Consider the following 22,403-nt stretch of genomic DNA (forward strand, 5'->3'; position numbering starts at 1 on the left):
AGAGAAAGCCGGCCCGGTTCACGCGCCGGCTTTTTTGTTTTTATCCCGAACGCCCTCTTTTCAGTCAGCCGCGATAAATGTTGCGCCAATCCGATGATTTCTGCTTGTGCTCTGCACCGCGGCAAGTAACATAGCCATTACCCCCATATTCTTGGGTTGTAAGCTATTTCTAAACCAAATTATTAAAGAGAGAAATCTATGAGCGTAGTGCCTGTAGTCGACGTACTGCAAGGTCGTGCTGCGGTTGACAGTGAAGTCACCGTACGCGGCTGGGTACGTACCCGGAGAGATTCAAAAGCTGGTATCTCCTTCCTGGCCGTCTATGACGGTTCCTGCTTTGATCCGTTACAGGCCGTCGTTAATAATTCTCTGCCGAATTATCAAGATGAAGTGCTGCACCTGACCACCGGCTGTTCGGTTGAAGTTACCGGCAAGGTCGTCGCCTCACCGGGCGAAGGCCAGAGCTTCGAGCTGCAGGCCACCGCGATCAAAGTGGTCGGCTGGGTCGACGATCCGGATACTTACCCGATGGCGGCCAAACGTCACAGCATCGAATACCTGCGCGAAGTGGCCCACCTGCGCCCGCGCACCAACCTGATCGGCGCCGTGGCGCGCGTGCGTCATACCCTGGCGCAGGCGATCCACCGCTTCTTCCATGAAAATGGCTATTTCTGGGTATCTACCCCGCTGATCACCGCCTCCGACACCGAAGGCGCCGGCGAGATGTTCCGCGTCTCCACGCTGGATCTGGAAAACCTGCCGCGCACCGACAAGGGCGCCGTCGATTTCAGCCAGGATTTCTTCGGTAAGGAAGCCTTCCTCACCGTTTCCGGCCAGCTGAACGGCGAAACCTACGCCTGTGCGCTGTCCAAGGTATACACCTTCGGCCCAACCTTCCGCGCCGAAAACTCAAACACCAGCCGCCACCTGGCGGAATTCTGGATGATCGAGCCGGAAGTGGCCTTCGCGACGCTGGACGATGTCGCCGGCCTGGCCGAAAGCATGCTGAAGTATGTGTTCCAGGCTGTGCTGGATGAACGCGCAGACGATCTGAAATTCTTCGCCGAGCGCGTGGATAAAGACGCTATCGCGCGTCTGGAGCGCTTCGTCTCTTCCGATTTCGCCCAGGTAGACTACACCGACGCCATTGAGATCCTGCTGGCCTCTGGCCAAACCTTCGAAAACCCGGTCTCCTGGGGTATCGATCTCTCTTCCGAACATGAGCGTTATCTGGCGGAGAAACACTTCCAGGCGCCGGTAGTGGTGAAAAACTACCCGAAAGACATCAAAGCGTTCTATATGCGCATGAACGAAGACGGCAAAACCGTCGCGGCCATGGACGTGCTGGCGCCGGGCATCGGTGAAATCATCGGGGGCTCTCAGCGTGAAGAACGTCTCGACGTACTCGATCAGCGTCTGGAAGAGATGGGCCTGAATAAGGAAGACTACTGGTGGTATCGCGATCTGCGTCGTTACGGCACCGTGCCGCATTCCGGTTTCGGCCTGGGCTTTGAACGTTTAATCGCCTATGTCACCGGCGTGCAAAACGTGCGCGATGTGATCCCGTTCCCACGCACCCCACGTAACGCAAGCTTCTAATTTATACGATCACACGTTTTTTAAACGATTTCGTTACAAAACAAAGGCCAGCCTCGCTGGCCTTTCGCATTTTTTAATATTGACGCACGTCACAAAGTTCCCGAAAAATTACATTTGGTTACACATACTTTCCTTTTGCAACCTCATTGCGACATTGGTATCATTTTCGTCCTAGATTAACCCGCCTGTGAATGGAACACTGCGTTCAGACACAGGACGACACCAATCTATCAACAATAGTTCCCAAGGAATTATTGGCGGCAGTGGCAAAGGTGTCCGAATAACACCAATGAGGGTAATAATGATGAAGCGCAACATTCTTGCAGTGGTTATCCCGGCTCTGTTGGCTGCTGGTGCAGCAAACGCAGCTGAAATCTACAACAAAGACGGCAACAAGCTGGATCTGTACGGCAAAGTTGACGGTCTGCACTACTTCTCCGACGACAAAGGTAATGACGGCGATCAGACCTATGTTCGTTTCGGCTTCAAAGGTGAAACTCAGATTACTGACCAACTGACCGGTTACGGCCAGTGGGAATACAACGTCCAGGCTAACCACTCCGAATCTCAGGGCACCGAAGGCACCAAAACCCGTCTGGGCTTCGCGGGTCTGAAATTCGCTGACTACGGCTCCTTCGACTACGGCCGTAACTACGGCGTACTGTACGACGTGGAAGGCTGGACCGATATGCTGCCAGAGTTCGGTGGCGATACTTACACCTACACCGACAACTTCATGACCGGCCGTACCAACGGCGTTGCGACCTATCGTAACAACAACTTCTTCGGTCTGGTTGACGGTCTGAACTTCGCCGTTCAGTACCAGGGCAAAAACCAGAACGACGGCCGTAACGTCAAGAAACAAAACGGCGACGGCTGGGGCATCTCCTCTACTTATGACATCGGCGAAGGCGTAAGCTTCGGCGCTGCATACGCATCTTCTAACCGTACCGACGACCAAAAACTGCGTTCCAACGAGCGTGGCGACAAGGCTGACGCATGGACCGTGGGCGCGAAATACGACGCCAACAACGTTTACCTGGCGGCGATGTACGCAGAAACCCGTAACATGACTCCGTTCGGCGGCGGTAACTTCGGTGCAGGCTGTGCAGCTACCGATGACAAGTGCGGCGGCTTCGCGAGCAAAACTCAGAACTTCGAAGTGACTGCTCAGTACCAGTTCGACTTCGGTCTGCGTCCAGAAGTGTCTTACCTGCAATCTAAAGGTAAAAACCTGAACGTCCCAGGCGTGGGTTCTGACCAGGATCTGGTTAAATATGTTTCTGTTGGTACCACCTATTACTTCAACAAGAACATGTCCACCTACGTTGATTACAAAATCAACCTGCTGGATGACAACGAGTTCACCAAAGCAACCGGCACCGCTACCGACGATATCGTAGCTGTTGGTCTGGTATACCAGTTCTAAGTTGTCTCGCTTAACGGCGGTTTACCGTCGGCTAAGTTAAAAAAACAGGGCTTCGGCCCTGTTTTTATTTGTGTCTGCCGGTAACGTTTTATCCTGCAGATTTCCCCTTATCCCTCATTTTTTCTGTCGAATCCTTCCCGTTCACAAGATCGCGGTGTTTTTATCGCAAACGGTTGGCAAAGCCGATAACTGGCGCTACCCTGATGCTTCTGTCTGCTTAACTCCGAGATTTGGAAGCACCTGACATGTTTGAAAAAATCACCGCCGCACCCGCCGACCCGATCCTGGGCCTGACCGACATTTTCCGCGCCGACGCCCGCCCGAATAAAATCAATTTAGGCATTGGCGTTTATAAAGATGAAACCGGCAAAACCCCGGTGCTGACCAGCGTAAAAAAAGCTGAACAGTATCTGCTGGAAAACGAGACCACCAAAAACTATCTCGGCATTGAAGGCATCCCGGCGTTTGCCAGCTGCACGCAAGAGCTGCTGTTCGGTAAAGAGAGCCCGATCGTCACCGATCGTCGCGCACGCACCGCACAGACGCCAGGCGGCACCGGCGGCTTGCGCGTAGCGGCAGACTTTATCGCCAACCAGACCAGCGCCAAGCGCATCTGGATCAGCAACCCAAGCTGGCCGAACCACAAGAACGTCTTTAGCGCCGTTGGCCTGGAAGTGCTGGAGTACGCCTACTACGACGCTGCCAACCACGCGCTGGATTTTGACGGCCTGCTGAACAGCCTGAAACAGGCTCAGGCCGGTGATGTCGTGCTGTTCCACGGCTGCTGCCATAACCCGACCGGTATCGATCCAACGGCGGAACAGTGGGCACAGCTGGCTGAGCTTTCCGCCGCCAATGGCTGGCTGCCGCTGTTCGACTTCGCCTACCAGGGCTTCGCCAACGGTCTGGAAGAGGATGCGCAGGGCCTGCGTATTTTCGCCGCCAAACATCAAGAGCTGATCGTCGCCAGCTCCTACTCGAAAAACTTCGGCCTGTACAATGAGCGCGTCGGCGCTTGCACCCTTGTAGCTGCCGATGCCGAAACCGCCGATCGCGCCTTCAGCCAGGTGAAAGCGGCCATTCGTGCCAACTACTCTAACCCGCCGTCGCACGGCGCGGCCGTTGTCGCCACCATTCTGGGCAACGACGCCCTGCGCGCGATGTGGGAGCAGGAGCTGACCGACATGCGCCAGCGCATTCACCGCATGCGTCAGCTGTTCGTGAACACCCTGCAGGAGAAAGGCGCACAACAGGACTTCAGCTTTATCATCCAGCAGAACGGCATGTTCTCATTCAGCGGCCTGACCAAAGAACAGGTGCTGCGTCTGCGTGAAGAGTTCGGCGTATACGCCGTAAACTCGGGCCGGGTGAACGTGGCCGGCATGACGCCGGACAACATGGCACCGCTGTGTGAAGCCATCGTCGCCGTGCTCTAAAGCATCGACGCAGGTCATAAATCATAAAAAAAGGGCGCTCTATGCGCCCTTGATTATTTCGGCCGGGAAATAATCGTTACCACACCGCCGGCTCTTCGCGCAGGAACGGATTGGTCTGGCGCTCGTGGCCAAAGGTCGACATCGGGCCGTGGCCGGGAATAAAGCGCATATCGTCGCCCAATGGCAGCAGCTTGGTGCGAATAGAGGCGATCAGCGCCTGATGATCACCGCGCGGGAAGTCGCTGCGCCCCACGCCGCCGTTAAACAGCACGTCACCCACCAGCGCCAAACGCGCCTGCTCATTGATAAAGACGATGTGGCCCGGTGTGTGCCCAGGGCAATGCAACACCTTGAGCGTCATCTCACCCACCTGCATCTCATCGCCTTCCGACAGCCAGCGGGTCGGGGTCAGCGGCGCACACTCTTCCAGCCCGAACATCCGGCTCTGCGCCGGCAAACCATCCAGCCAAAAAGCGTCCTCTTTATCCGGGCCGTAAATCGGCACCTGATAATGTTCCGCCAGCTCCGCCGCCGCACCGACGTGATCCAAATGGCCGTGCGTCAGCAAAATCTGCGTGATTGTCACACCCTGTTTCGCCACTTCCGCTTTGATTTTTTCCGCTTCGCCGCCGGGATCGACCAACGCCGCCTGCTGCGTGTTTTCACACCAGATCAGGCTGCAATTCTGGCTAAAGGCGGTAACGGGAATAAGATGGTATTTCATAAGGCTCCAACGACAATAACACCGCCTCCGCAAGGAGCGGCGTTATTCACTGAGGGCACCGCGATTACCAGCTCCGAACCGGGCCGGTATCGATGTGCACGAAGTTGCTACGTGGGTAATATCCTACACCACCAGCGCGCATTTTTAACGCCGCTTTACGGATATTACTCAATTGGATACCTTCAATATGGAAATCCATCGCCTGGCCCTTGGTATGGTAGCTGTGCTTGGCCACACCACGGCTGTGCGCGCGCAATTCGTTATTGGTATCTACGGAACGGTAACCGGAGATCAGCTGCACCGGCTTGCTGGTACCCAGCAGCCCCTGCAGGCGATAGAGGTGATCAAACAAGCTGGGATCGATCGATTTGACCTTGTTGGCGCGATAATCGCGGAACAGATGATTTAGCCGAACCAACTCTTCTTTATTGTAGCCTTTGCCGTCAAAGAACTCGGCTTTAATAGATTCACCGGTATTCAGGTTATTCAGCACTAAAATACGCGGTCGAGCGGTGGAAAGACTGGCAAATGCCTGCCCTGGAAGCAGCGCTATGCCCATAGCGGCGCCACCTAGCGCCAGCCATTTACGGCGATGATGATCAATTTTGTCCATGACTCTGTTAAACCCGGCAAGAATGTCAAAATAAATGCACAAAGCAGCGCACTGTCCGAACCATAACCGCCTGCGTATGCTGAGTCAACCCGCGATACGCCTAGGTTTACAGGCCCCCGCCTACGAGGGCCTGCGGTATAGCCAAACATTCTGACCGTTATTTATTTATAATTACTGCATTTACTGCATTAATTTTTTGGCCTGAGCCAAAATTTGTGCGCCCGATCTCACCGTATTATCATAATTGTAAATATCTGTACGGAATTGCGGTTGGCCATCATCCGAAACCCAGGCGGTTAGATAATACAGTTTTACGGGAATACGCTGGCGAATATTCACATAAGTGGTATTGCCTTCTTTCAGCGTGGAGGAAACGCGGCTATTGTTCCAGCCGGCATCCTGCAGCAGCATATTCGCCAAATCGGAAGCCTTGTTCACCCGCACGCAGCCGGAGCTGAGCGCGCGGATGTCTTTCTGGAACAGGCTGTGGTTCGGGGTATCGTGCAGGTAGATGGCATCCGAGCTCGGCATATTGAACTTGAAACGCCCCAGCGAGTTGGTGGCCCCCGGCGCCTGACGGACGCGATACGGGAAGTTGCGCGCAGAAACCATGCTCCAGTCGATCATCGCCGGGTTGATCACTTCCGCATCGTTGCTCCAGCCTGACAGCACGGTATAGCCGTGTTTCTGGAAATAGTTACCGTCGCGCATCGCCTTCGGCACGATATCCTCACGCACCAGCGTAGTCGGCACGTTCCAAGGCGGGTTGACCACCACGTTGTTTAACGCGCTGCTCATCAACGGCGTCTTGCGGCTCGGCCGCCCGACGATAACGCGGGAGGACAACACTTCGTTGCCGTTCTGATAGTAGGTCAGCGAGTAGTTGGGAATGTTTACCATAATGCCGGTGCCGACATGCCCCGGCAAGATGCGCAAGCGCTGGATATTCAGCGCCAACAGCGCGGCGCGGGTTTTCGGTGACACGTTGAGCCACTCGCGGGTGCGCACGCCGATCACGCCGTCCGCCGTCAACCCCTGCCATTTCTGGAAACGCTTGACGCCCTCCACCAGCTCGTTGGTATAGAGGTTGTCGCTCACCACGCTGCCGATCTGCGGCGGCGTCTGTTCCGCGGTCAACTCCGTCACCGGCGCCGCCGATGGGCTGACCGTCACGCGGCTTTTCTCTTCGTCTACCGTCAGCCCGCCGTCGTCGGGTTCATTGCTCTTCGCCGAAACCACCGCCGGTTCCGGCTCCGCTTCCGGCGCCGAGGCGGCCAGCATGCCGGTGCGCGTCAGGATCTCACGCAGCGCCGGGATATCGTTGCTCATTTGGCCTGGGCGCAGGCTCGGGCCACTGCCCACCTGCGGCCAGGGGCGGTTGTCCGCCAGCATGTCACGCAGCGCCTGATGCATCTTGGCGTATTGCGGATGCTGCGGCGCAAGCGAATTCACGTAGCTCAGGGTTCGCGCCTGGCGCACCGCCAGCTGCCATTGATTGATCACCGCCGTGGGTGGCAAACCAAGCTTGTAAGGAATATTGCTGTACAGCCAGTTGTTGCCGTTGGCGCCGATGGCGGATACAAACTGCAAATAGCCCAGCATCGCATCGGACAACACCGCATCGCGGCCCGCTTCACTGAGCGCCGGATCGGTCAACATCTTCACCCACTGGGTGAACTGCGGCTGTACGCCGGACATCGCCAGTTCGGCCAGCTGCTGTTGAAATTGCTGAACGGCCTCGCGATCCTGCCACATCGGCTGCATATGATTCGCCGCATACAGCGGCGCCAGCGTGGAAAGGTAGTGCAGATCCATACCGCGCGGCAACGCGGCCAGCAGTTCAGAACGACTCTGCGCAACGGACATGCCTGCTGATGCCACCGGTAACGCCGTTACGGTGGCCAAGGCGGAAAACGACGACACAAGACTACAGGCGATAGCGCCACTCAGCGCCAAACGTCGTAGAGAGTTTCCCTTTTTAAGCAACATCCCTTGCCCCCTGTATGCTCACAAAAAAAACGTCAAAAATTGCATATAGTTTCAGTATACAAACAGAAAGGCCGTTTCGCCCTGAGGACGTCGAATTACTGTTTATCTGATTAAACTAACCGCTTTTCAACGGATAAAAAAGCAGGACTATCATCCACGCGCACAAAAAAATAGCCACCCTGCGGCGGCTATTTTCGGATTTTTAGGGCGTTTTTCTGCGTTACGGCGTCTCAACCGGCGCAGTGCCCAGCGCCGGCGGCTCGCCAGCGAAACCGCGCAGCCCCACCACGTGCACATGCTCGTGGTTCTGGAACACTTTACGCACCAGTTTATAGGTGGTGCCCTTCTCCGGACTGATGTTTTCCGGCGCCGCGATGATCAGCTGCATCTCCAGACGATCGCACAGTTCGAACAGCGTGGCGATCGACTTGGCATCCAGGCGCGCCGCTTCATCGAGGAACAGCAGGCGACACGGCGAGATATCTTTACCGCGCAGGCGGCGGGACTCTTCTTCCCAGCTCTGCACCACCATCACCAGGATTGACATCCCGGTACCGATGGCTTCACCGGTAGACAACGCGCCGCTTTCCGCACGCAGCCAGCCGTCGGAACCACGGTACACCTCAACTTCCATTTCCAGGTAGTTGCGGTAGTCCAGCAACTCCTCGCCAATGGTCTGTGGCGTACGCTGCCCCATGTCGATCTGCGGATTCAGGCGCTGATACAGCTTGGCCAACGCTTCGGAGAAGGTCAGGCGGTTGCTGTTGAACAGATCCTGATGCTGTTCCTGCTGCTCGGAGAGCACGTCCAGCAGAGTGGCGTGCGCTTCGCGCACATTGACGTTCAGACGGACGCTCTTCACCTGGCCGAAAGCCACGGCCTGCAACCCCTGGTTCAGCATGCGAATGCGGTTCTGCTCGCGCTGAATGGTTTTGCGAATGATGTTGGCCACGCTTTTCGAACTGATTGCCAATTTCTGCTCGCGCGCGGTCAGTTCTTCGGTCAGACGGCCCAGCTCAATCTCCATCTGCTCGATGGCCTCGACCGGATCGTCGGTACGGATGATGTCCTGGCGGATACGCTCGCGCAGGTGTTGGTACACCGCGATATAGAACTGAATCTTACGCTCCGGCCGCTTCGGATCTTCCGACAGACGCAGCACGTCGCGCAGGTGTTCGTTGTCCGCCACCGCCAGACGCAGCGCGCCGAGCGCCTTATCCGACATCGAGCGCAGCTCGTCGCCATCCATATACGCCAGCTCGCGGCGATGCAGGCGGCGTTCCACGCCGTTGTCTTTCACCAGGCGCATCACCGCGCACCATCCCGCCTTGGCGGTCACCACCTGCTCGCGCAACTGATGATAGTCGCGTTCCAGCTTGCGCAGTTTCTTCTGCAGGCCATCCATTTCGGCTTCGCAAAAGGTCAGCTGTTTCTCCAGCTGATTGCGGCGAGCTCGGTTGTTGCTCAGCGCCGCATGCAGCTCGTCGCGGCGCTGACGCGCGCGCGCTTCGGCGTTGGCGTCGGCCTGCACGCCGATATCCACCAGCTCCTGGCTCAGCTCTTTCAGCATGTCGCGCTTGGCATCATACGAGCTTTTCAGCGAGGCCAGCACCTGGCTGTATTGGGTGAACTGGGTTTGATATTGACGCAGCTGCTCACGGGCGCGGGCGCGTTCGGCTTCCGCCTGTTCCAGACGCTGGCGCAGCTTGTCGTTGAGATCGTTGTTGGCATTCTGCATGCCGGCGGAGTCGGTATAGCTGAAGTGCGCGCGACGCTGCACCACTTCTGTCAACGCGAACGCCTGCTGTTTGGCCTGACGCTGCACGCTTTGCGCCTGCGCGTAGTCCTGCTGCAGCTGTTCATGCTGCTGCGGATCGCTCTGCAGCACCGACAGCAGCGGCTCCAGTTTGGTCAGCGACACCCCGTGCTGTTGAATGTGGCGCGCGGCGTCCTGCGCTTCTTCCAGCTCTTCACGGATCTCGTCGACGCGATCCTGCAGCGTTTCATCGTTCAGCAACGACACCAGCGGCATCAGGCGGTTGAGCGCGGAAATGCCCTCTTTGGCCTGGTCGTACTGCTGACGCTGCTGCTGATTCTGCGCTTCGTGATTGTTCAGCGCACGCTCGATCTCGCCGCGACGGGCGTTCAGGCCGCGGATCTCCGCTTCCGGATCGGCGTCGAACGCCACCGCCAGATGGGTGCCGATAAAGCGGCTGAAGGCCTGATGCGAACGCTGGGTTTTCTGCACGTCGAACGACAGCGTGGCATAGCGCTCCGCCAGCGTTTCACGCTCGGCATGCAGCACTTCCAGGCGGTTTTCGCGCGCCGCGCGGCCGAACAGCGGCACTTCCGGGTAGCGGGAATAACGCCACTGGCGATCGGCGATCTTCACCACCACCGCTTTGTCCTGTTCTTCGACGGCAAATACGCTGTCATCGAACGACTGCGGATCCCCTTCGATCAGGTAGAGATCTTCCGGGCAATCTTCCAGCCCTTCCAGCATCTCGCGCACCAGCGACAGATCCGGCACCACGATGGCGTGGCGCGAAGGGCCGTACAGCGCCGAGAAGTAAGGCGCGTCGTCGATGGTGACGTCATCGTAAATTTCCGACAGCAGTACGCCGCCGAAACGTTCGGCCAAGGTGACCAGGCGTTGATCTTCCGCGCCGCCCGGCTGGCTGAGACGTTCGATCTGCGCTTCCACTTCGCGCTTGCGCGCCGCCACTTCGTCGCGCTCGACGGTGGTTTCGCGCTCACGCTCCAGCAGCTGCTGCATGTATTCAGTCACCTGCTGGCTGTTTTCCAGCGGCTCTCCGCTCTGATCGCTGAGCTGGCTCAGGGCGTCCTGCGCCGCCAGCCAAACCGGCGCACGCGCCGTCAGCTCACGGATGCGCTGCTGGATCTGCTCCAGCTCCTGGCGCATCTCCATGCGGCGTTCGCCGGCTTCGCTGACGTTCTGCGACAGCGCTTCCAGGCGCTCTTCCAGCTCCTGCTGCAGCATGTCGAGATCGTCCGGCTGGTACTCCTGACCATGGCGTTTGCAAAATTCTTGCAGCAGGCGCTCGGCGTCCTGCTGCGAGCGCAGGCGCTGTTCCAGTTCGCTCAGGCGCAGGCGCAGCGGCTGAACGCGCTCGGCGAGGTGTTGCTGCGAAGGCCAGTCGCGCAGCAATTCGCGCGCGCACTGCCAGGCTTCGCTGCGGCTGACCTGGCCGGCGATTTTACCCACCAGCTGATAGGCCTGCTCGAACTGGCCGTGCGCGGCGTCGGCCACGCTCAGCTTCTGTTCCAGCATCAGCAGCGCTTCGGTCGCTTCCTGCTCGCGAGCCTGGAAGGTGTCCAGCCACTGCTCGGCGTTGTCGGCGGTCAGATCCGGCAGTTGGCACAGCGCGCGCGCGCGCTCCAACGCTTGCAGCGCCTGCTGATACTGAATGGCGCGGGTCTGCTGCACGTCGAGCGCCTGCTGGTAGTCGGCCAGCTGGCTCTTCAGCTCATCCACTTCCAGCTCGGCCGCTTCGGCGCGCGCTTCGTTTTCGGCCTGCTGCTCGCTCGCCTCGGCCACCACTTCGTTCTGCTCTTCCAGACGGTAGGTCAGCTCTTCCAGATCGGCTTCATAGCGTTCGATCTTCTCCTGCTGACGCATCGCCGTCTGCACCAGATTCAGGTGGTCGCTGGCGGCCTGGTAATCGGTTTCCAGATCGGATTCGGCACCGCTCTGTTCGCTCAGCTCGCGTGCCATTTCCACATGGCGATACTGTTCGGCGGCCAGCTGCTTGCGGCTGCCCAACAGATCGCTGCGCAGCGCCAGCGCACCGTCCAGATGGATGCGGCGTTCATTGGCATGACGCATATAGTCCGCCGCCACATAGGAAGTGGCCTCGGAGATCAGATGCTTGAACAGGTCGCGATCCGACTGGGTGACGCGGATCGCTTCCAGCGTCATGCGGTTTTCGCGCAGCGCCGCTTCCATGTCCTGGAACGCCTTGCGTACGCCGCTGTTTTCCGGCAGCAGGTAATCACGCAGCGAGCGGGTGATGGCGCTGGAGATACCGCCGTACAGCGACGCTTCGATCAGACGGTAGAACTTGCTGCGATCGGCGGACGAACGCAGACGTTTCGGGATCACGCCCAGATCGAACATCAGCGAGTGGTAATCGGTGATGGAGTTGAACTGCTTGAACTGCACGCCCTCCATCTCTTCCACGCGCTCTTTCAACTCTTGCAGCGACAGCACACGCGCCTGGCGCTCACCCACGGTCTGGGTCAGCAATTCAGTCGGCTGTACCGCGGTCGGCAGCCCCTGAATGGTGAACGGTTTGATATCGACCTTGCGGTCGCGCCCTGCCACCTGCTGCAGACGCACGCCAACCACCACGCGCTGGTGGCGTGAATTGACGACGTCAAGAGTTGAGTAACACACGCCGGCGCGCAGCTTGCCGTGCAGGCCCTTGTCGCGCGAGCCGCTGGTGGCGCCCGCTTCGGTGGTGTTACGGAAGTGCAGCAGCGTCAGGTCGGGGATCAGTGCGGTGACGAAGGCCGCCATGGTGGTGGATTTCCCCGCCCCGTTACCGCCGGACAGCGTGGTCACCAGCTCATCCAGATCAAAGGTGCGGGCGAAGAAGCCGTTCCAGTTAACCAGCGTCAACGAGCGAAATTTACCGCGTTCAATCATTCCTGTTCATCCTCTGCACCGTCAGGAGCGTTATCAACCTGCTGATCCTCAGCGTCATTCTCATCGTTCAGCGACAGGCTGGTTTCAACCGGCATCGCCTCGCCGTCGCGAATCATGCGCAGCTGCGCTTCACGCGGATCGTCGCCGCTGCGCACGTCGGCGCCGAAGCGGAACACCGCCTCGGTAATGCGGAACTTGCTGCTGTCATTGCCCATGAAATAGACCATGCCGAGGCGGCGCAGACGGTTCAGCGAGGTGCGCACCTTTTCGTGCAGCTTCTGCCGATCGAGATCCGAACCGGTAGAGCGCTGGTTGACGAACTTCAGCAGCTTGTTCTCATCGGCCAGGCTCAGCAGCTCGTCGTACAGCTCCTGATGGCTGAAAATGCCCTCGTGCGCCAGGCGCTCGGGGCTGAGATACAGGTAGCACAAGATCTTACCCACCATCATATCCAGCTCGGACAGCACCGAACGCGGGATCAGCGTGGTGGAGCGCGGGCGCAAATAGAAGAAACCTTCCGGCGCCCGAATCAGCTCGACGCTGTAACGGTTGTAAAACTCTTCCAGCTCATCCTGGAAATCCATTAAAAAGGCGTGGTTGTCCAGCTCATCGATACCGATGTGACGACCCGCGCGCAGTTGGCTATCCAATGCCGGAAACAGCGAGTTGGACAGCGCCTTGGCCAGCTTGACTGGCATTACTTGTTCAATATTTGTCGATGACATGGGCCTGGACCTTGGCTCCGTAATCATTGATTGCCTGCCATTCCGCCGGCAACCCTGAGAAATCTGCTTCAGCCACACCGAGGCGCACAGCCTGGTCGACCACTAAACGTGCCACGTCGAAATGACGCGCACGCGGATATTGCGCCAGATAATCGCGCATCACCGCTGCAAGGTTGAGCGGCATCTGCTGTTCCTGGTACACCTTCAGCGCCTCTTCGATCATCGCCGCCAGCTGTTCGCGAATCTCGCTGAACTCTTCGAACTCCAGATCCGGCGGCAGTTCCCCGGTCACTTCATCGCTGCGCAGCGCCAGTTCTTCGTCGCGCATGTCCAGCAGACGATCGGCATTGGCATGGGTCAGCGCCCACGGGTGGTCGAAATAGGTTTGCACCGACTGGCGCAGGCGCTGGGCGAACACGCGGTTTTTGTCCATATCGATAGCGGTACGGATAAATTTATGCACGTGGCGATCGTAGCCGATCCACAGGTCGATCGCCTGCTGACCCCAGCTGATAATGCGATCCAGCTTGCTTTGCAGATCGAACACCAGCTTGTCAACGAAACCCAGCTCCACGTTGCCGAGGGTTGCGTCCTGGATACGCAGCAAGTTGGCCTGCAGCTTATCGCCCGCCGCATCCAGCGTATCCTGCAGCTCGCGCAGGGTGCCCGAGGTTTCCGACAGCAGCATCTCGCAGCTGGAGATCGCCGCCCGCCAGTCTTTGCTCAGCAGCGCCGCGATGTCGTTCTTCACGCTCTGCTGCTGCTCGTCCATCACGCGTTGGGTCATGTCGATGCTGTCGAAGATTTCCGCCACCGAATATTTCAACGGCGCGAACACGTTGCGGTGCCAATGGAAATCGTCGCCGCCCTCGTCGGCGGCATCGGCGGCGCGTTTGAGTTCCTGCGCCACGATCGACAGCTGCATCGACAGACGCAGCGTGGAGAATTCGCGTTGGCGAATATAGTAATCGGTAATGCCGATACCCAGCGGCGTCAGGCGGTAAATCGCGTTGCCGTCCGCCAGTTCGCTGGTAAAGCGGTTCAACAGGCGCTGGCGCACCATGTCGTTGATCGCATTGTTGGCGCGCATCGCCACCGTTTCATGCGTCTGTTCAAAACCCTTGCTGACATGGCGAAATGCATCAACCAGCTCACCTTCGCTCATCTCGCCGTCCAGTCGTTCGCCGTTCAGGGTGGCGATGGCGAGCAGAAATGCGAGACGCTCCGTAGGGAGCGAAATAGAGAAATCATTTTTCCGTGCCCAGGCGACCAGTTCGGGTACTGTCTGGGAAAATTCACTCATAGTTCGTCCTTCAGGTTTGGTTTATGCGCCATGACGTGAATATAGCGCCCCAAACTCACGTACGGCTCCTGCCGGCAATAGTGCTGTTCAAGCGCCAGTAACTCTTCAAATTTTTGTGTTTGCAGCTGTCTGCTCTGCAGATAGTCGTGGAACACCCGCACGCCGGTTTTGCCGCCGATGCGCATGCCCAGCTGTTCCAACCAACCGTAGACCAATAGCGGATCGTGCGGATATTGCGGCGACAGCGAACGCTTGCGGCGCCGTCTGACCTCGGGATCCACCAGTTGGAAATTACCCAACACCACGTTGCGCATCAAGAGGCCGTTGGCGTTGAAGAACATCAGCGACAGTGCGCCGCCCGGCGTCAGGCAGTCATACAACGCCTGCAGCGCCGCTTCGGGCTCGGCGATCCATTCAAGCACTGCATGAAACAATATCAGATCAACCGGCTGTTCCAAATGTTGAGCGATATCCTGCGCAGAACTTTGTACGAATTGCATGTTCTGGCTCACACCTTTCTGCTCCGCCAGCAGCGCGGCGCGCTGGATCATCTCACCAGAAAGATCGCACAACAACACCTGATGTCCTAATTCTGCCAGTTGGCAGGCCATATGGCCTTCACCGCCCCCGGCGTCGAGAATGCGCAGCGGCCGCTGCGGCAACTGCGCCAGCAGCCCGGTCAGATCCTGCCAAACCACCGCCTGGCGGATTTTTCCTTTCGTGGTGCCGTAAATATTACGCGCAAATTTTTCAGCAATATCGTCAAAATTGCGATCCTGCATGGACAACGGCTCCGCTGATCTCATTCTTGTCGGCGGCAAAGCGCACGCCCATTCAAACCTGCTATTTTGGCACAGACTGACTTAGAATGTATCTTCTTGCGGCCTGTTTATACCTGGATGCCGCTTTTTCACCCAAAAGGATCTGATTTTCGATGCTGTTCAACCTGAAAAAGTTCTTTGGCGCCCTGCTGATGCCACTGCCGCTGTTGATGCTGCTGATGGGGCTGGCGCTGCTGCTGCTGTGGTTCACCCGCTGGCAAAAAAGCGGTAAGACGATTTTCACGCTGAGCTGGCTGTTTTTACTGCTTTTCAGCCTGCAACCGGTGGCCGACCGGCTGCTGCGGCCGATCGAGGCCGAATACCAGACTTATCGCGGTAACGATCCGGTCAGCTACATCGTCGTGTTGGGCGGGGGTTATACCTACAATCCCGATTGGGCGCCCAGTTCAAACCTGCTCGGCAACAGTCTGCCGCGCGTGACGGAAGGCGTGCGGCTCTACCTTGCACATCCCGGCGCCAGGATGGTGTTCACCGGCGCGTCCGCCGGCCCCATGCAAAGCAACGCCGCCACTGCGGCGCTGGTGGCCGAAAGCCTGGGCGTGCCGCGCAGTGATATGGTGATCTTGGGGGAACCGCGCGATACCGAGCAAGAGGCCACTCAGGTCGCCAAATTGGTCGGCGAGCAACCGTTCATTCTGGTGACCTCCGCCAACCATCTGCCGCGCGCCATGCGTTTCTTCAAGGCTAAGGGGCTGCACCCGATCCCGGCGCCGGCCAACCAGTTAGCGATCGACTCGCCGCTGAATATCTGGGATCGCGCCACACCGTCGTCAATGTTCCTCGGCCATACCGAGCGCGCGTGGTATGAAACGCTGGGTAGTCTGTGGCAATGGCTGAAGGGCGCAGATAGCGCCGGCGCAGAGTAAAGCTCGTTCAACCGGCCAGCCAGGGCAGCAGCTGTTGCGACGCATAGTCGAACGGCCGCCGCTCCAGCTTGCCGGTATGGATCAAACGCCCTACCGCTTCCCACACCACATATAGCCAGCGCCGCGCCAGGAAAGCGTCGGCGACCGGCGCCCGCTGCAGATAGCTGAACAGCAGCTGGCTGGGCATGCCCGCCTCGCAGAGGCGGAAAAGATCGTATTCGCGCGGCGCCCACAGCACTACGCCGGGATTGAGCATCGCCAGCAGTTGATCGCTTTTGGGATCTTTCAGCATGCTGCGCAGCGATAAGTTACCGTGCACCAGAACACAGGGATCATCGAAGCCGACGAAGAAATGGGTCAGCGCTTCGCGCGTGCGGTACAGCAAACGCCGATCCGCCATGGTCAACTGCGGGGTGGTGAGATTGACCACCGTCGCCCACAGCACTTCGACCCGCTGTTGATACCAGCAAAACCAGTCATTCTCCTGCGTGCTGTCAACGCTGCCGACGCTGCCGTGGCTGTCGATGCGGTGCCAGGCCAATATCCCGTCAACGATCTGCTCCATCAACATATTCCAGCGATCCGGCGAGCGCGTCGGCGCCTCAGCCGACACGCCGCGCAGGCGCTCGATCAGCAGGATTTCCGTATACGGCGCCTGCTGGGTACACACCACGCCATACACCGTAGGCAGGCGAATATCCCCGTCGCGCGCCAGCATCGACAGCTTGTACGCCTCCTGCTGGGCGATGCCCCGACAGATAAAGCTTTTCGCCATCAGCGGGATCGCGTTGCCCTGCCGATCGTACAGCGAATACATATGCGCATAAGGCTGTTCGCTCACCCGCTCCAGCCGGCTGATGGACTCACCCAGCACAATGCTCAGTTCGGCGCGTAACTGCTCCATAAGGCATTCACCTCAGGCTAATTAGGGGGGATGCGTAACATCATCGAACGGCGAGCGGAAAAATTCTTCAACGCAGATCAACAAAACGGGGATCAATAATGGGGGTATTGCATCGTCGGCGCGTTGCGCGGCGCGCCGACGAAATCAGGCTCAGGGTTGAATGCTGTCGCGCACGCGCTGGAGGTCTTCCGGCGTATCGACCCCCACGCTCGGGATCGCTTTCGCGACCGCCACGTGGATCTTTTCACCGTACCACAGCACGCGCAGCTGTTCCAACAGCTCGATCTGCTCCAGTTGGCTCGGCGCCCAGCTGACGTAGCGGCGCACGAAGCCCGCGCGGTATGCGTAGATGCCGATATGACGCAGCAGGCTGTCGCCGATGCTCTCTTTCGACGCGGCGAAACGCTCGCGATCCCACGGAATGGTGGCGCGTGAGAAATAGAGCGCGTAGCCCTGCGCGTCCATCACCACCTTCACCGCATTGGGATTGAAAGCCTCTTCGGCGCTCTCGATCGGCACCGCCAACGTCGCCATGCCGGCCTGGCTGCCCGCCAGGTTTTCCGCCACCTGCCGCACGATAACGGGTGGGATCAGCGGCTCATCGCCCTGCACGTTAACGATGATCTGGTCGTCGGCAAAGCCGTAGTGCGCGATCACTTCCGCCAGACGCTCGGTGCCGGAATGGTGATCCGGGCTGGTCATGCACACTTCGCCGCCGGCGGCTTCCACCGCTTTGGCGACTTCAGGATGATCGGTCGCCACGATGACGCGGCTGGCGCCGGACTCACGGGCGCGCTCCATCACATGCACCACCATCGGCTTGCCGTGAATATCGGCCAGCGGTTTGCCCGGCAAACGGGTTGAGGCATAGCGGGCGGGAATAATAGCGATAAAACTCATGCGTGCTTCTCATCCAGCGACAGCGCACGCGCTTCATTTTCCAACAGCACCGGAATGCCGTCACGCAGCGGGTAAGCCAACCCGTCCGCTTTGCACACCAGTTCCTGGTTTTCTTTATTGAAATAGAGTTTGCCGTTGCATACCGGGCAGGCAACGATTTCGAGTAAACGGTGGTCCATGCATCCTCCGCTAGGGGATAGGTCATCTGGGAAAGGCAGTGAGGATAGCATAACGCCCGGCCTCAGGTTAATCATCGGCGGCGCCAAGGTGCCGATATTTCCTCACTGCGTCAGCGCGACAGCTTGAACTGCGGCGCATCCCGGCGTAGAATTTTGTGACACAAATCACAAAAGAAAGCCGTGATACATGATCAAACGTCTGCATAAAATCATCGCTCTGTTCGCTAACTTCAGCCACTGAGACCCTTTGTAACGAGCGACGCTTCACTTCGTTTTACCCCACCGACGGCGTCGCTCGTTATCCCACTTCCCAGCCGGCACCCCATTCCGCGGCCAACGCGGCCGGAATGTCGCCCAGCGCGACGCGTTGCGCACCGTGCCATTTGGCCGTGCGCGCGATGGCCTGTCGGATGTCCTGCGTTCGCTGTTTACCGAAGCGCACCTGCGGCTCCGCATGGAAACTGATGATCTCGAAGATGCCCTGGCGACGGTGCGCCTTGGCGTCAATCCGCCCCACCAGCTCGCCCCGATGCAGCACCGGCAACGTGAAGTAACCATAGCGACGTTTTTCTTTCGGCGTGTAACACTCCAGCCGATAGTCAAAGTTGAACAGTTCGAGCGCCCGGCGGCGATCCCACACCACCGGATCAAAAGGCGACAGCAGGCTGGTGACCGTCGATTTCAGTTTGCCCTGCTCCGCCAGCGGCAGCAGTTCCGCCAGTGATTCATGCACATAGAACTGCCCTTCCAGCCCCTCTACCTGCACCGGCGAAATTTCCCCCTGCGCCTGCAGCTCTGCCAGCAAGGCTTTTGGCGCCACGCGTTTCAGCCGATAATAATCCGCCAACCACTCGGCGCGGAAAATGCCCAGATAGCGGCAGGTGCGATGCAACATCTGCCGGCGCGCCCGCTCCGCAGGCAGCGCATGACGCGCATCGTCCCAGGCCGGCAGCAGCCTTTCGGTCAGATCGTAAACCCGGTGGAAGTTGCGACGCTCGGCCACCATCAGCTTGCCGGCGGTAAACAGGATCTCCAGGTGCCGTTTCTCCGGTTTCCAGTCCCACCACCCGCTGTTGCCTTTCTTCTCGGCGCTGAAATCGGCGGAACGCACCGGCCCCTGTTGTTCGATGTGCCGCAGCAGGTTGTCCATCGCTGCCTGGTGCTGCTGCACCCAGTCAGCCGAGTATTTCCAGCCCATATCATGCGGCGCCAGCATGCGATGCCGCAACAGACCAAAATCCTCGATCGGCAGGAAACAGGCCTCGTGCGCCCAATACTCGAACAGCTTGCGGCCGGCGAGCGCCTGCTCCAGCCACTCCGGCTGATAGGCCCCCAAACGGCTGAACAGCACCAGATACGGGCTGCGGGCGACGACGCTAATGGTATCGATTTGTAACAGCCCCATGCGCTGGATCGCGCTCACGACATCATCGGGCCGAGCCTGGCGTTTAAGCGGAGAAAGCAGCCCCTGGGCGGCAAGGTGCAGTGCGCGAGCGGCGGTAAGGGAAATGGTCGGGGTGGTCATCCTGATATCCGTGGCGAGTAGGCAATGGCCTGATAATAGTGGATATCGCGGGATTTATCTTCGCCAGTGCTTGCGGGTGGCGACACCGGCACTGGCGAGGAAGGAGGATGCGATCAGAACGCGATAACGTCTGCCGCGGACAGCCCATGCGAGCTGCGATAGATCGAGAACTCAACGTTCTGACCTTCGTTCAACGACTTATTTTTGGTGTTGGCGATAGCGTTGCGGTTGACATAGATTTCGTCGCTGCCATCTACCGGTGAAATAAAACCATAGCCTTCGGCCTGATTAAACCATTTCACACGCCCCATTTTTAACACAGTATTTTTAAACATAACTTATATCCTTTTACTTGAGCATCCTTGACAACGTCATTTTTTATATTGTCTGGACGCTACCAGCCCATCCTAAAGTTTTTCGTAACAAACCTCTCGTGAGCAAAAAAATAAAAAACCCGCACTAAGGCGGGCTTGTTGAACTTAATATCTTCCGCATGACTCAGCGCTGAAGCGTCACCATGGTTGTATTAAGATCTCTTTATACGCGTTCCCTGTCTTCTTACAGAGCAACTACGTTGGCGGCAGCCGGCCCGCGCGGGCTGTCCTGGATGGTGTACTCGACGCGCTGGCCTTCAGCCAGGGTCTTGAAACCGTCGGTCATGATTGCGGAGAAGTGTACGAATACATCTTTGCCGCCGTCGTGCTGCTCAATGAAACCAAAACCTTTGCTTTCGTTGAACCACTTAACTTGACCAGTCTTCTTAGACATTACTTTTACCTTTAAATATATTTACAAAACCTGCCATAAGAGGCAATTGCGGCCATTTCAGAAACATTACTTATGGGAGGTACTTAGAAGGTTCGTCTTTGAAGCGGAATCGGATGATAACGTTTTTGGAGGAACTGCTTAACTCTAAACTCGAACATAAATAGGTCTGGATTACAGGCCGACTTGCATTTACTCATAAAAATGGTGAATGCACAAGAGGTTTATTGCAATAAATTCATCATTACACCGAATTTATTTTTATCCCCATGAATATACATGACTTAATTTAACGCTCGCCGCAGCCGATCCAGCGCGTTCCTCTCCTCACCGGGGCATCATTTGCCCGTCTGAGCGCTGCAAATGAGAGCTAACGCATAAAACTCTAATATGCTTGACGCCGCTATAACAAATCCCAAATCAGATGGCTAAACTTGAGGGGAAAACAAGGCAGACGGCTTTTTCGCCAGCACTTTTGCCGCTAAAAACACGATTTTTCAGATTATGCTGAATCAAGGAGCTATGCGCATGACCGCCCAGCAGTTCGTTTCACCTAATGAAATCCGCGCCAGATTCTCTCACGCGATGTCGGACATGTATCAAAAAGAGGTACCGCTGTACGGCGATCTGCTGGAGCTGGTGGCGGAAACCAACCGGCAGGTTCTACGCGAAGATGCCGCACTGGCTCATCAACTGCAAATCACCGGCGAGATCGAACGCCTGGCCATGGAGCGCCACGGCGCGATCCGGGTCGGCACGGCGGACGAACTGGCCACCCTGCGCCGCCTGTTCCGGGTAATGGGCATGGCGCCGGTCGGTTACTATGACCTGTCGGTGGCGGGCGTTCCGGTGCACTCCACCGCTTTTCGCGCCATACACGAAGACGCGCTGCAGATCAGTCCTTTCCGCGTGTTCACCTCCCTGCTGCGCCTGGAACTGATAGAAGATCCCGCGCTGCGTGCGCTGGCCGAGCGCTTGCTGGCGCGCCGCCGTATCTTTACCGATCGCGCGCTGGAGCTGATGGCGCTGCAGGAAGCGCAAGGCGGGCTGAATGAAGTGCAGGCGCAAGAATTTGTCGAACAAGCGCTGGAAACCTTCCGCTGGCATAACCAGGCGACGGTCAGCGCCGAAGAATACCGGCAGCTGCACGATCAGCATCGCCTGATCGCCGACGTAGTGGCGTTTAAAGGGCCGCATATCAACCACCTGACACCACGTACGCTGGATATCGATCGCGTTCAGCAAGCGATGCCCGGCCGCGGTATTACGCCCAAAGCGGTCATCGAGGGCCCGCCGCGCCGCCGCCGCGCGATCCTGCTGCGCCAAACCAGCTTCAAAGCGTTGGAAGAAAGCGTCGATTTCGTTGAGCACGACGGCCACGCCATCGCCGGTCACCATACCGCGCGCTTCGGCGAGATCGAACAACGCGGCGTGGCGCTAACGCCTAAAGGACGCGAACTTTACGACCGTTTGCTGCAGGCGACCAACGATGCGTTGCAGGCGCCGCCGAGCGAGAAGAATGCCGAGCGCTACTATCAACTGCTGGAGGAAAACTTCCGGGCGTTTCCGGATGATTACGCCACGCTGCGTGAGCAACAGCTAGCCTGGTTCCGCTATTTCCCGACCGAATGCGGCCTGGCGGCCAAAGAGTCGCTGGACAAGCACAGCACCCTGGAACAGCTGATCGAGAAAGAACACGTTCGCTTCCAGCCTCTGGTGTATGAAGATTTTCTGCCGGTCAGCGCGGCGGGGATTTTCCAGTCGAATCTGGGGGACAGCCGCCACGCGCAGTACAACGCGGTTTCCAGCCGGGCAGCGTTTGAACAAGCGTTGGGCAGTGAGGTGATCGACGAGCTGGCGCTGTATCAGCAAACCCAGCAGCGTTCGCTGGAAGCCTGCGCGCAAGCCCTGGGGCTTGCCACGCTGGCATCCTGA

General features: G+C 58.1%; 18 protein-coding genes. 5 read left to right on the forward strand and 13 right to left on the reverse strand.

What is annotated here, in order from left to right; all coding sequences use genetic code 11:
• Positions 1 to 198: 198 nt before the first annotated feature.
• The 3 genes from asnS to AC2CGQ_RS11065 all read left to right on the forward strand — a co-directional run bounded on the left by asnS (position 199) and on the right by AC2CGQ_RS11065 (position 4,464).
• Complete coding sequence (gene asnS, locus AC2CGQ_RS11055; RefSeq protein ID WP_015377341.1) at positions 199 to 1,599, forward strand: asparagine--tRNA ligase; 1,401 nt, start codon at positions 199 to 201, stop codon at positions 1,597 to 1,599.
• Positions 1,600 to 1,900: 301 nt separating this feature from the next.
• On the forward strand, positions 1,901 to 3,028 hold the full coding sequence (gene ompC / locus AC2CGQ_RS11060; protein WP_015377340.1) for a porin OmpC: 1,128 nt from the start codon (positions 1,901 to 1,903) through the stop codon (positions 3,026 to 3,028).
• Positions 3,029 to 3,273: 245 nt separating this feature from the next.
• A complete protein-coding gene (locus tag AC2CGQ_RS11065; RefSeq protein WP_015377339.1) occupies positions 3,274 to 4,464 on the forward strand; it encodes an amino acid aminotransferase in 1,191 nt (396 codons plus the stop codon).
• A gap of 76 nt (positions 4,465 to 4,540) precedes the next feature.
• Here AC2CGQ_RS11065 and AC2CGQ_RS11070 read toward each other — a convergent pair whose 3' ends face one another.
• From AC2CGQ_RS11070 to cmoM, 7 genes are all read right to left on the reverse strand, one after another.
• The gene (locus tag AC2CGQ_RS11070) at positions 4,541 to 5,188 is read right to left on the reverse strand and encodes an MBL fold metallo-hydrolase (RefSeq protein WP_015377338.1); all 648 of its coding nucleotides are present in this window, start codon (positions 5,186 to 5,188) and stop codon (positions 4,541 to 4,543) included.
• A gap of 64 nt (positions 5,189 to 5,252) precedes the next feature.
• On the reverse strand, positions 5,253 to 5,801 hold the full coding sequence (gene mepK / locus AC2CGQ_RS11075; protein ID WP_004928217.1) for a peptidoglycan L,D-endopeptidase MepK: 549 nt from the start codon (positions 5,799 to 5,801) through the stop codon (positions 5,253 to 5,255).
• A gap of 180 nt (positions 5,802 to 5,981) precedes the next feature.
• Positions 5,982 to 7,790 carry a L,D-transpeptidase gene (ldtD, locus tag AC2CGQ_RS11080; protein ID WP_072062299.1) on the reverse strand — a complete coding sequence of 603 codons (1,809 nt, stop codon included), beginning with the start codon at positions 7,788 to 7,790 and terminating at the stop codon, positions 5,982 to 5,984.
• Between the two features lie 220 nt (positions 7,791 to 8,010).
• Entirely contained in the window at positions 8,011 to 12,459 is a 4,449-nt protein-coding gene (mukB, locus tag AC2CGQ_RS11085; protein ID WP_004928222.1) for a chromosome partition protein MukB, read from the reverse strand.
• Positions 12,456 to 13,184 (reverse strand): chromosome partition protein MukE, encoded by a 729-nt coding sequence (gene mukE, locus AC2CGQ_RS11090; RefSeq protein WP_004928226.1) that lies wholly within the window; start codon positions 13,182 to 13,184, stop codon positions 12,456 to 12,458. The genes mukB and mukE overlap by 4 nt, the downstream gene beginning before the upstream one ends.
• A complete protein-coding gene (gene mukF, locus AC2CGQ_RS11095; RefSeq protein ID WP_015377335.1) occupies positions 13,165 to 14,487 on the reverse strand; it encodes a chromosome partition protein MukF in 1,323 nt (440 codons plus the stop codon). The genes mukE and mukF overlap by 20 nt, the downstream gene beginning before the upstream one ends.
• On the reverse strand, positions 14,484 to 15,269 hold the full coding sequence (cmoM, locus tag AC2CGQ_RS11100; protein WP_004928230.1) for a tRNA uridine 5-oxyacetic acid(34) methyltransferase CmoM: 786 nt from the start codon (positions 15,267 to 15,269) through the stop codon (positions 14,484 to 14,486). Before cmoM ends, mukF begins: the two co-directional genes overlap by 4 nt.
• A 152-nt stretch (positions 15,270 to 15,421) precedes the next feature.
• Between cmoM and elyC the strand changes: the two genes are divergently transcribed.
• Complete coding sequence (elyC, locus tag AC2CGQ_RS11105) at positions 15,422 to 16,195, forward strand: envelope biogenesis factor ElyC (RefSeq protein ID WP_484593667.1); 774 nt, start codon at positions 15,422 to 15,424, stop codon at positions 16,193 to 16,195.
• Between the two features lie 7 nt (positions 16,196 to 16,202).
• Here elyC and AC2CGQ_RS11110 read toward each other — a convergent pair whose 3' ends face one another.
• From AC2CGQ_RS11110 to cspE, 6 genes are all read right to left on the reverse strand, one after another.
• On the reverse strand, positions 16,203 to 17,099 hold the full coding sequence (locus tag AC2CGQ_RS11110; RefSeq protein WP_088381436.1) for a YcbJ family phosphotransferase: 897 nt from the start codon (positions 17,097 to 17,099) through the stop codon (positions 16,203 to 16,205).
• A 150-nt stretch (positions 17,100 to 17,249) separates the two neighbouring features.
• Positions 17,250 to 17,999: a 3-deoxy-manno-octulosonate cytidylyltransferase gene (kdsB, locus tag AC2CGQ_RS11115; protein ID WP_004928235.1), complete on the reverse strand. Its 750-nt coding sequence runs from the start codon at positions 17,997 to 17,999 to the stop codon at positions 17,250 to 17,252.
• Complete coding sequence (locus tag AC2CGQ_RS11120) at positions 17,996 to 18,178, reverse strand: Trm112 family protein (RefSeq protein ID WP_004928237.1); 183 nt, start codon at positions 18,176 to 18,178, stop codon at positions 17,996 to 17,998. The genes kdsB and AC2CGQ_RS11120 overlap by 4 nt, the downstream gene beginning before the upstream one ends.
• Positions 18,179 to 18,476: 298 nt before the next feature.
• Positions 18,477 to 19,703 (reverse strand): winged helix-turn-helix domain-containing protein, encoded by a 1,227-nt coding sequence (locus AC2CGQ_RS11125; RefSeq protein WP_049241142.1) that lies wholly within the window; start codon positions 19,701 to 19,703, stop codon positions 18,477 to 18,479.
• A gap of 113 nt (positions 19,704 to 19,816) precedes the next feature.
• Positions 19,817 to 20,038, reverse strand: coding sequence for a cold-shock protein (locus AC2CGQ_RS11130; protein WP_004928241.1), 222 nt, complete (start codon positions 20,036 to 20,038; stop codon positions 19,817 to 19,819).
• Between the two features lie 223 nt (positions 20,039 to 20,261).
• The gene (gene cspE, locus AC2CGQ_RS11135) at positions 20,262 to 20,471 is read right to left on the reverse strand and encodes a transcription antiterminator/RNA stability regulator CspE (protein WP_004928244.1); all 210 of its coding nucleotides are present in this window, start codon (positions 20,469 to 20,471) and stop codon (positions 20,262 to 20,264) included.
• A 525-nt stretch (positions 20,472 to 20,996) separates the two neighbouring features.
• Here cspE and hglS point away from each other — a divergent pair.
• Positions 20,997 to 22,403, forward strand: coding sequence for a 2-oxoadipate dioxygenase/decarboxylase HglS (hglS, locus tag AC2CGQ_RS11140; RefSeq protein WP_004928247.1), 1,407 nt, complete (start codon positions 20,997 to 20,999; stop codon positions 22,401 to 22,403).

Source organism: Serratia sp. DFXYC6 (genome assembly GCF_057196085.1).

Excerpts from the sequence above, each read along its gene's own strand:
- asnS (WP_015377341.1), top strand. The coding sequence starts at position 199 with ATGAGCGTAGTGCCTGTAGTCGACGTACTGCAAGGTCGTGCTGCGGTT.
- ompC (WP_015377340.1), top strand. The coding sequence starts at position 1,901 with ATGATGAAGCGCAACATTCTTGCAGTGGTTATCCCGGCTCTGTTGGCT.
- AC2CGQ_RS11065 (WP_015377339.1), top strand. The coding sequence starts at position 3,274 with ATGTTTGAAAAAATCACCGCCGCACCCGCCGACCCGATCCTGGGCCTG.
- AC2CGQ_RS11070 (WP_015377338.1), bottom strand. The coding sequence starts at position 5,188 with ATGAAATACCATCTTATTCCCGTTACCGCCTTTAGCCAGAATTGCAGC.
- mepK (WP_004928217.1), bottom strand. The coding sequence starts at position 5,801 with ATGGACAAAATTGATCATCATCGCCGTAAATGGCTGGCGCTAGGTGGC.
- ldtD (WP_072062299.1), bottom strand. The coding sequence starts at position 7,790 with ATGTTGCTTAAAAAGGGAAACTCTCTACGACGTTTGGCGCTGAGTGGC.
- mukB (WP_004928222.1), bottom strand. The coding sequence starts at position 12,459 with ATGATTGAACGCGGTAAATTTCGCTCGTTGACGCTGGTTAACTGGAAC.
- mukE (WP_004928226.1), bottom strand. The coding sequence starts at position 13,184 with ATGTCATCGACAAATATTGAACAAGTAATGCCAGTCAAGCTGGCCAAG.
- mukF (WP_015377335.1), bottom strand. The coding sequence starts at position 14,487 with ATGAGTGAATTTTCCCAGACAGTACCCGAACTGGTCGCCTGGGCACGG.
- cmoM (WP_004928230.1), bottom strand. The coding sequence starts at position 15,269 with ATGCAGGATCGCAATTTTGACGATATTGCTGAAAAATTTGCGCGTAAT.
- elyC (WP_484593667.1), top strand. The coding sequence starts at position 15,422 with ATGCTGTTCAACCTGAAAAAGTTCTTTGGCGCCCTGCTGATGCCACTG.
- AC2CGQ_RS11110 (WP_088381436.1), bottom strand. The coding sequence starts at position 17,099 with ATGGAGCAGTTACGCGCCGAACTGAGCATTGTGCTGGGTGAGTCCATC.
- kdsB (WP_004928235.1), bottom strand. The coding sequence starts at position 17,999 with ATGAGTTTTATCGCTATTATTCCCGCCCGCTATGCCTCAACCCGTTTG.
- AC2CGQ_RS11120 (WP_004928237.1), bottom strand. The coding sequence starts at position 18,178 with ATGGACCACCGTTTACTCGAAATCGTTGCCTGCCCGGTATGCAACGGC.
- AC2CGQ_RS11125 (WP_049241142.1), bottom strand. The coding sequence starts at position 19,703 with ATGACCACCCCGACCATTTCCCTTACCGCCGCTCGCGCACTGCACCTT.
- AC2CGQ_RS11130 (WP_004928241.1), bottom strand. The coding sequence starts at position 20,038 with ATGTTTAAAAATACTGTGTTAAAAATGGGGCGTGTGAAATGGTTTAAT.
- cspE (WP_004928244.1), bottom strand. The coding sequence starts at position 20,471 with ATGTCTAAGAAGACTGGTCAAGTTAAGTGGTTCAACGAAAGCAAAGGT.
- hglS (WP_004928247.1), top strand. The coding sequence starts at position 20,997 with ATGACCGCCCAGCAGTTCGTTTCACCTAATGAAATCCGCGCCAGATTC.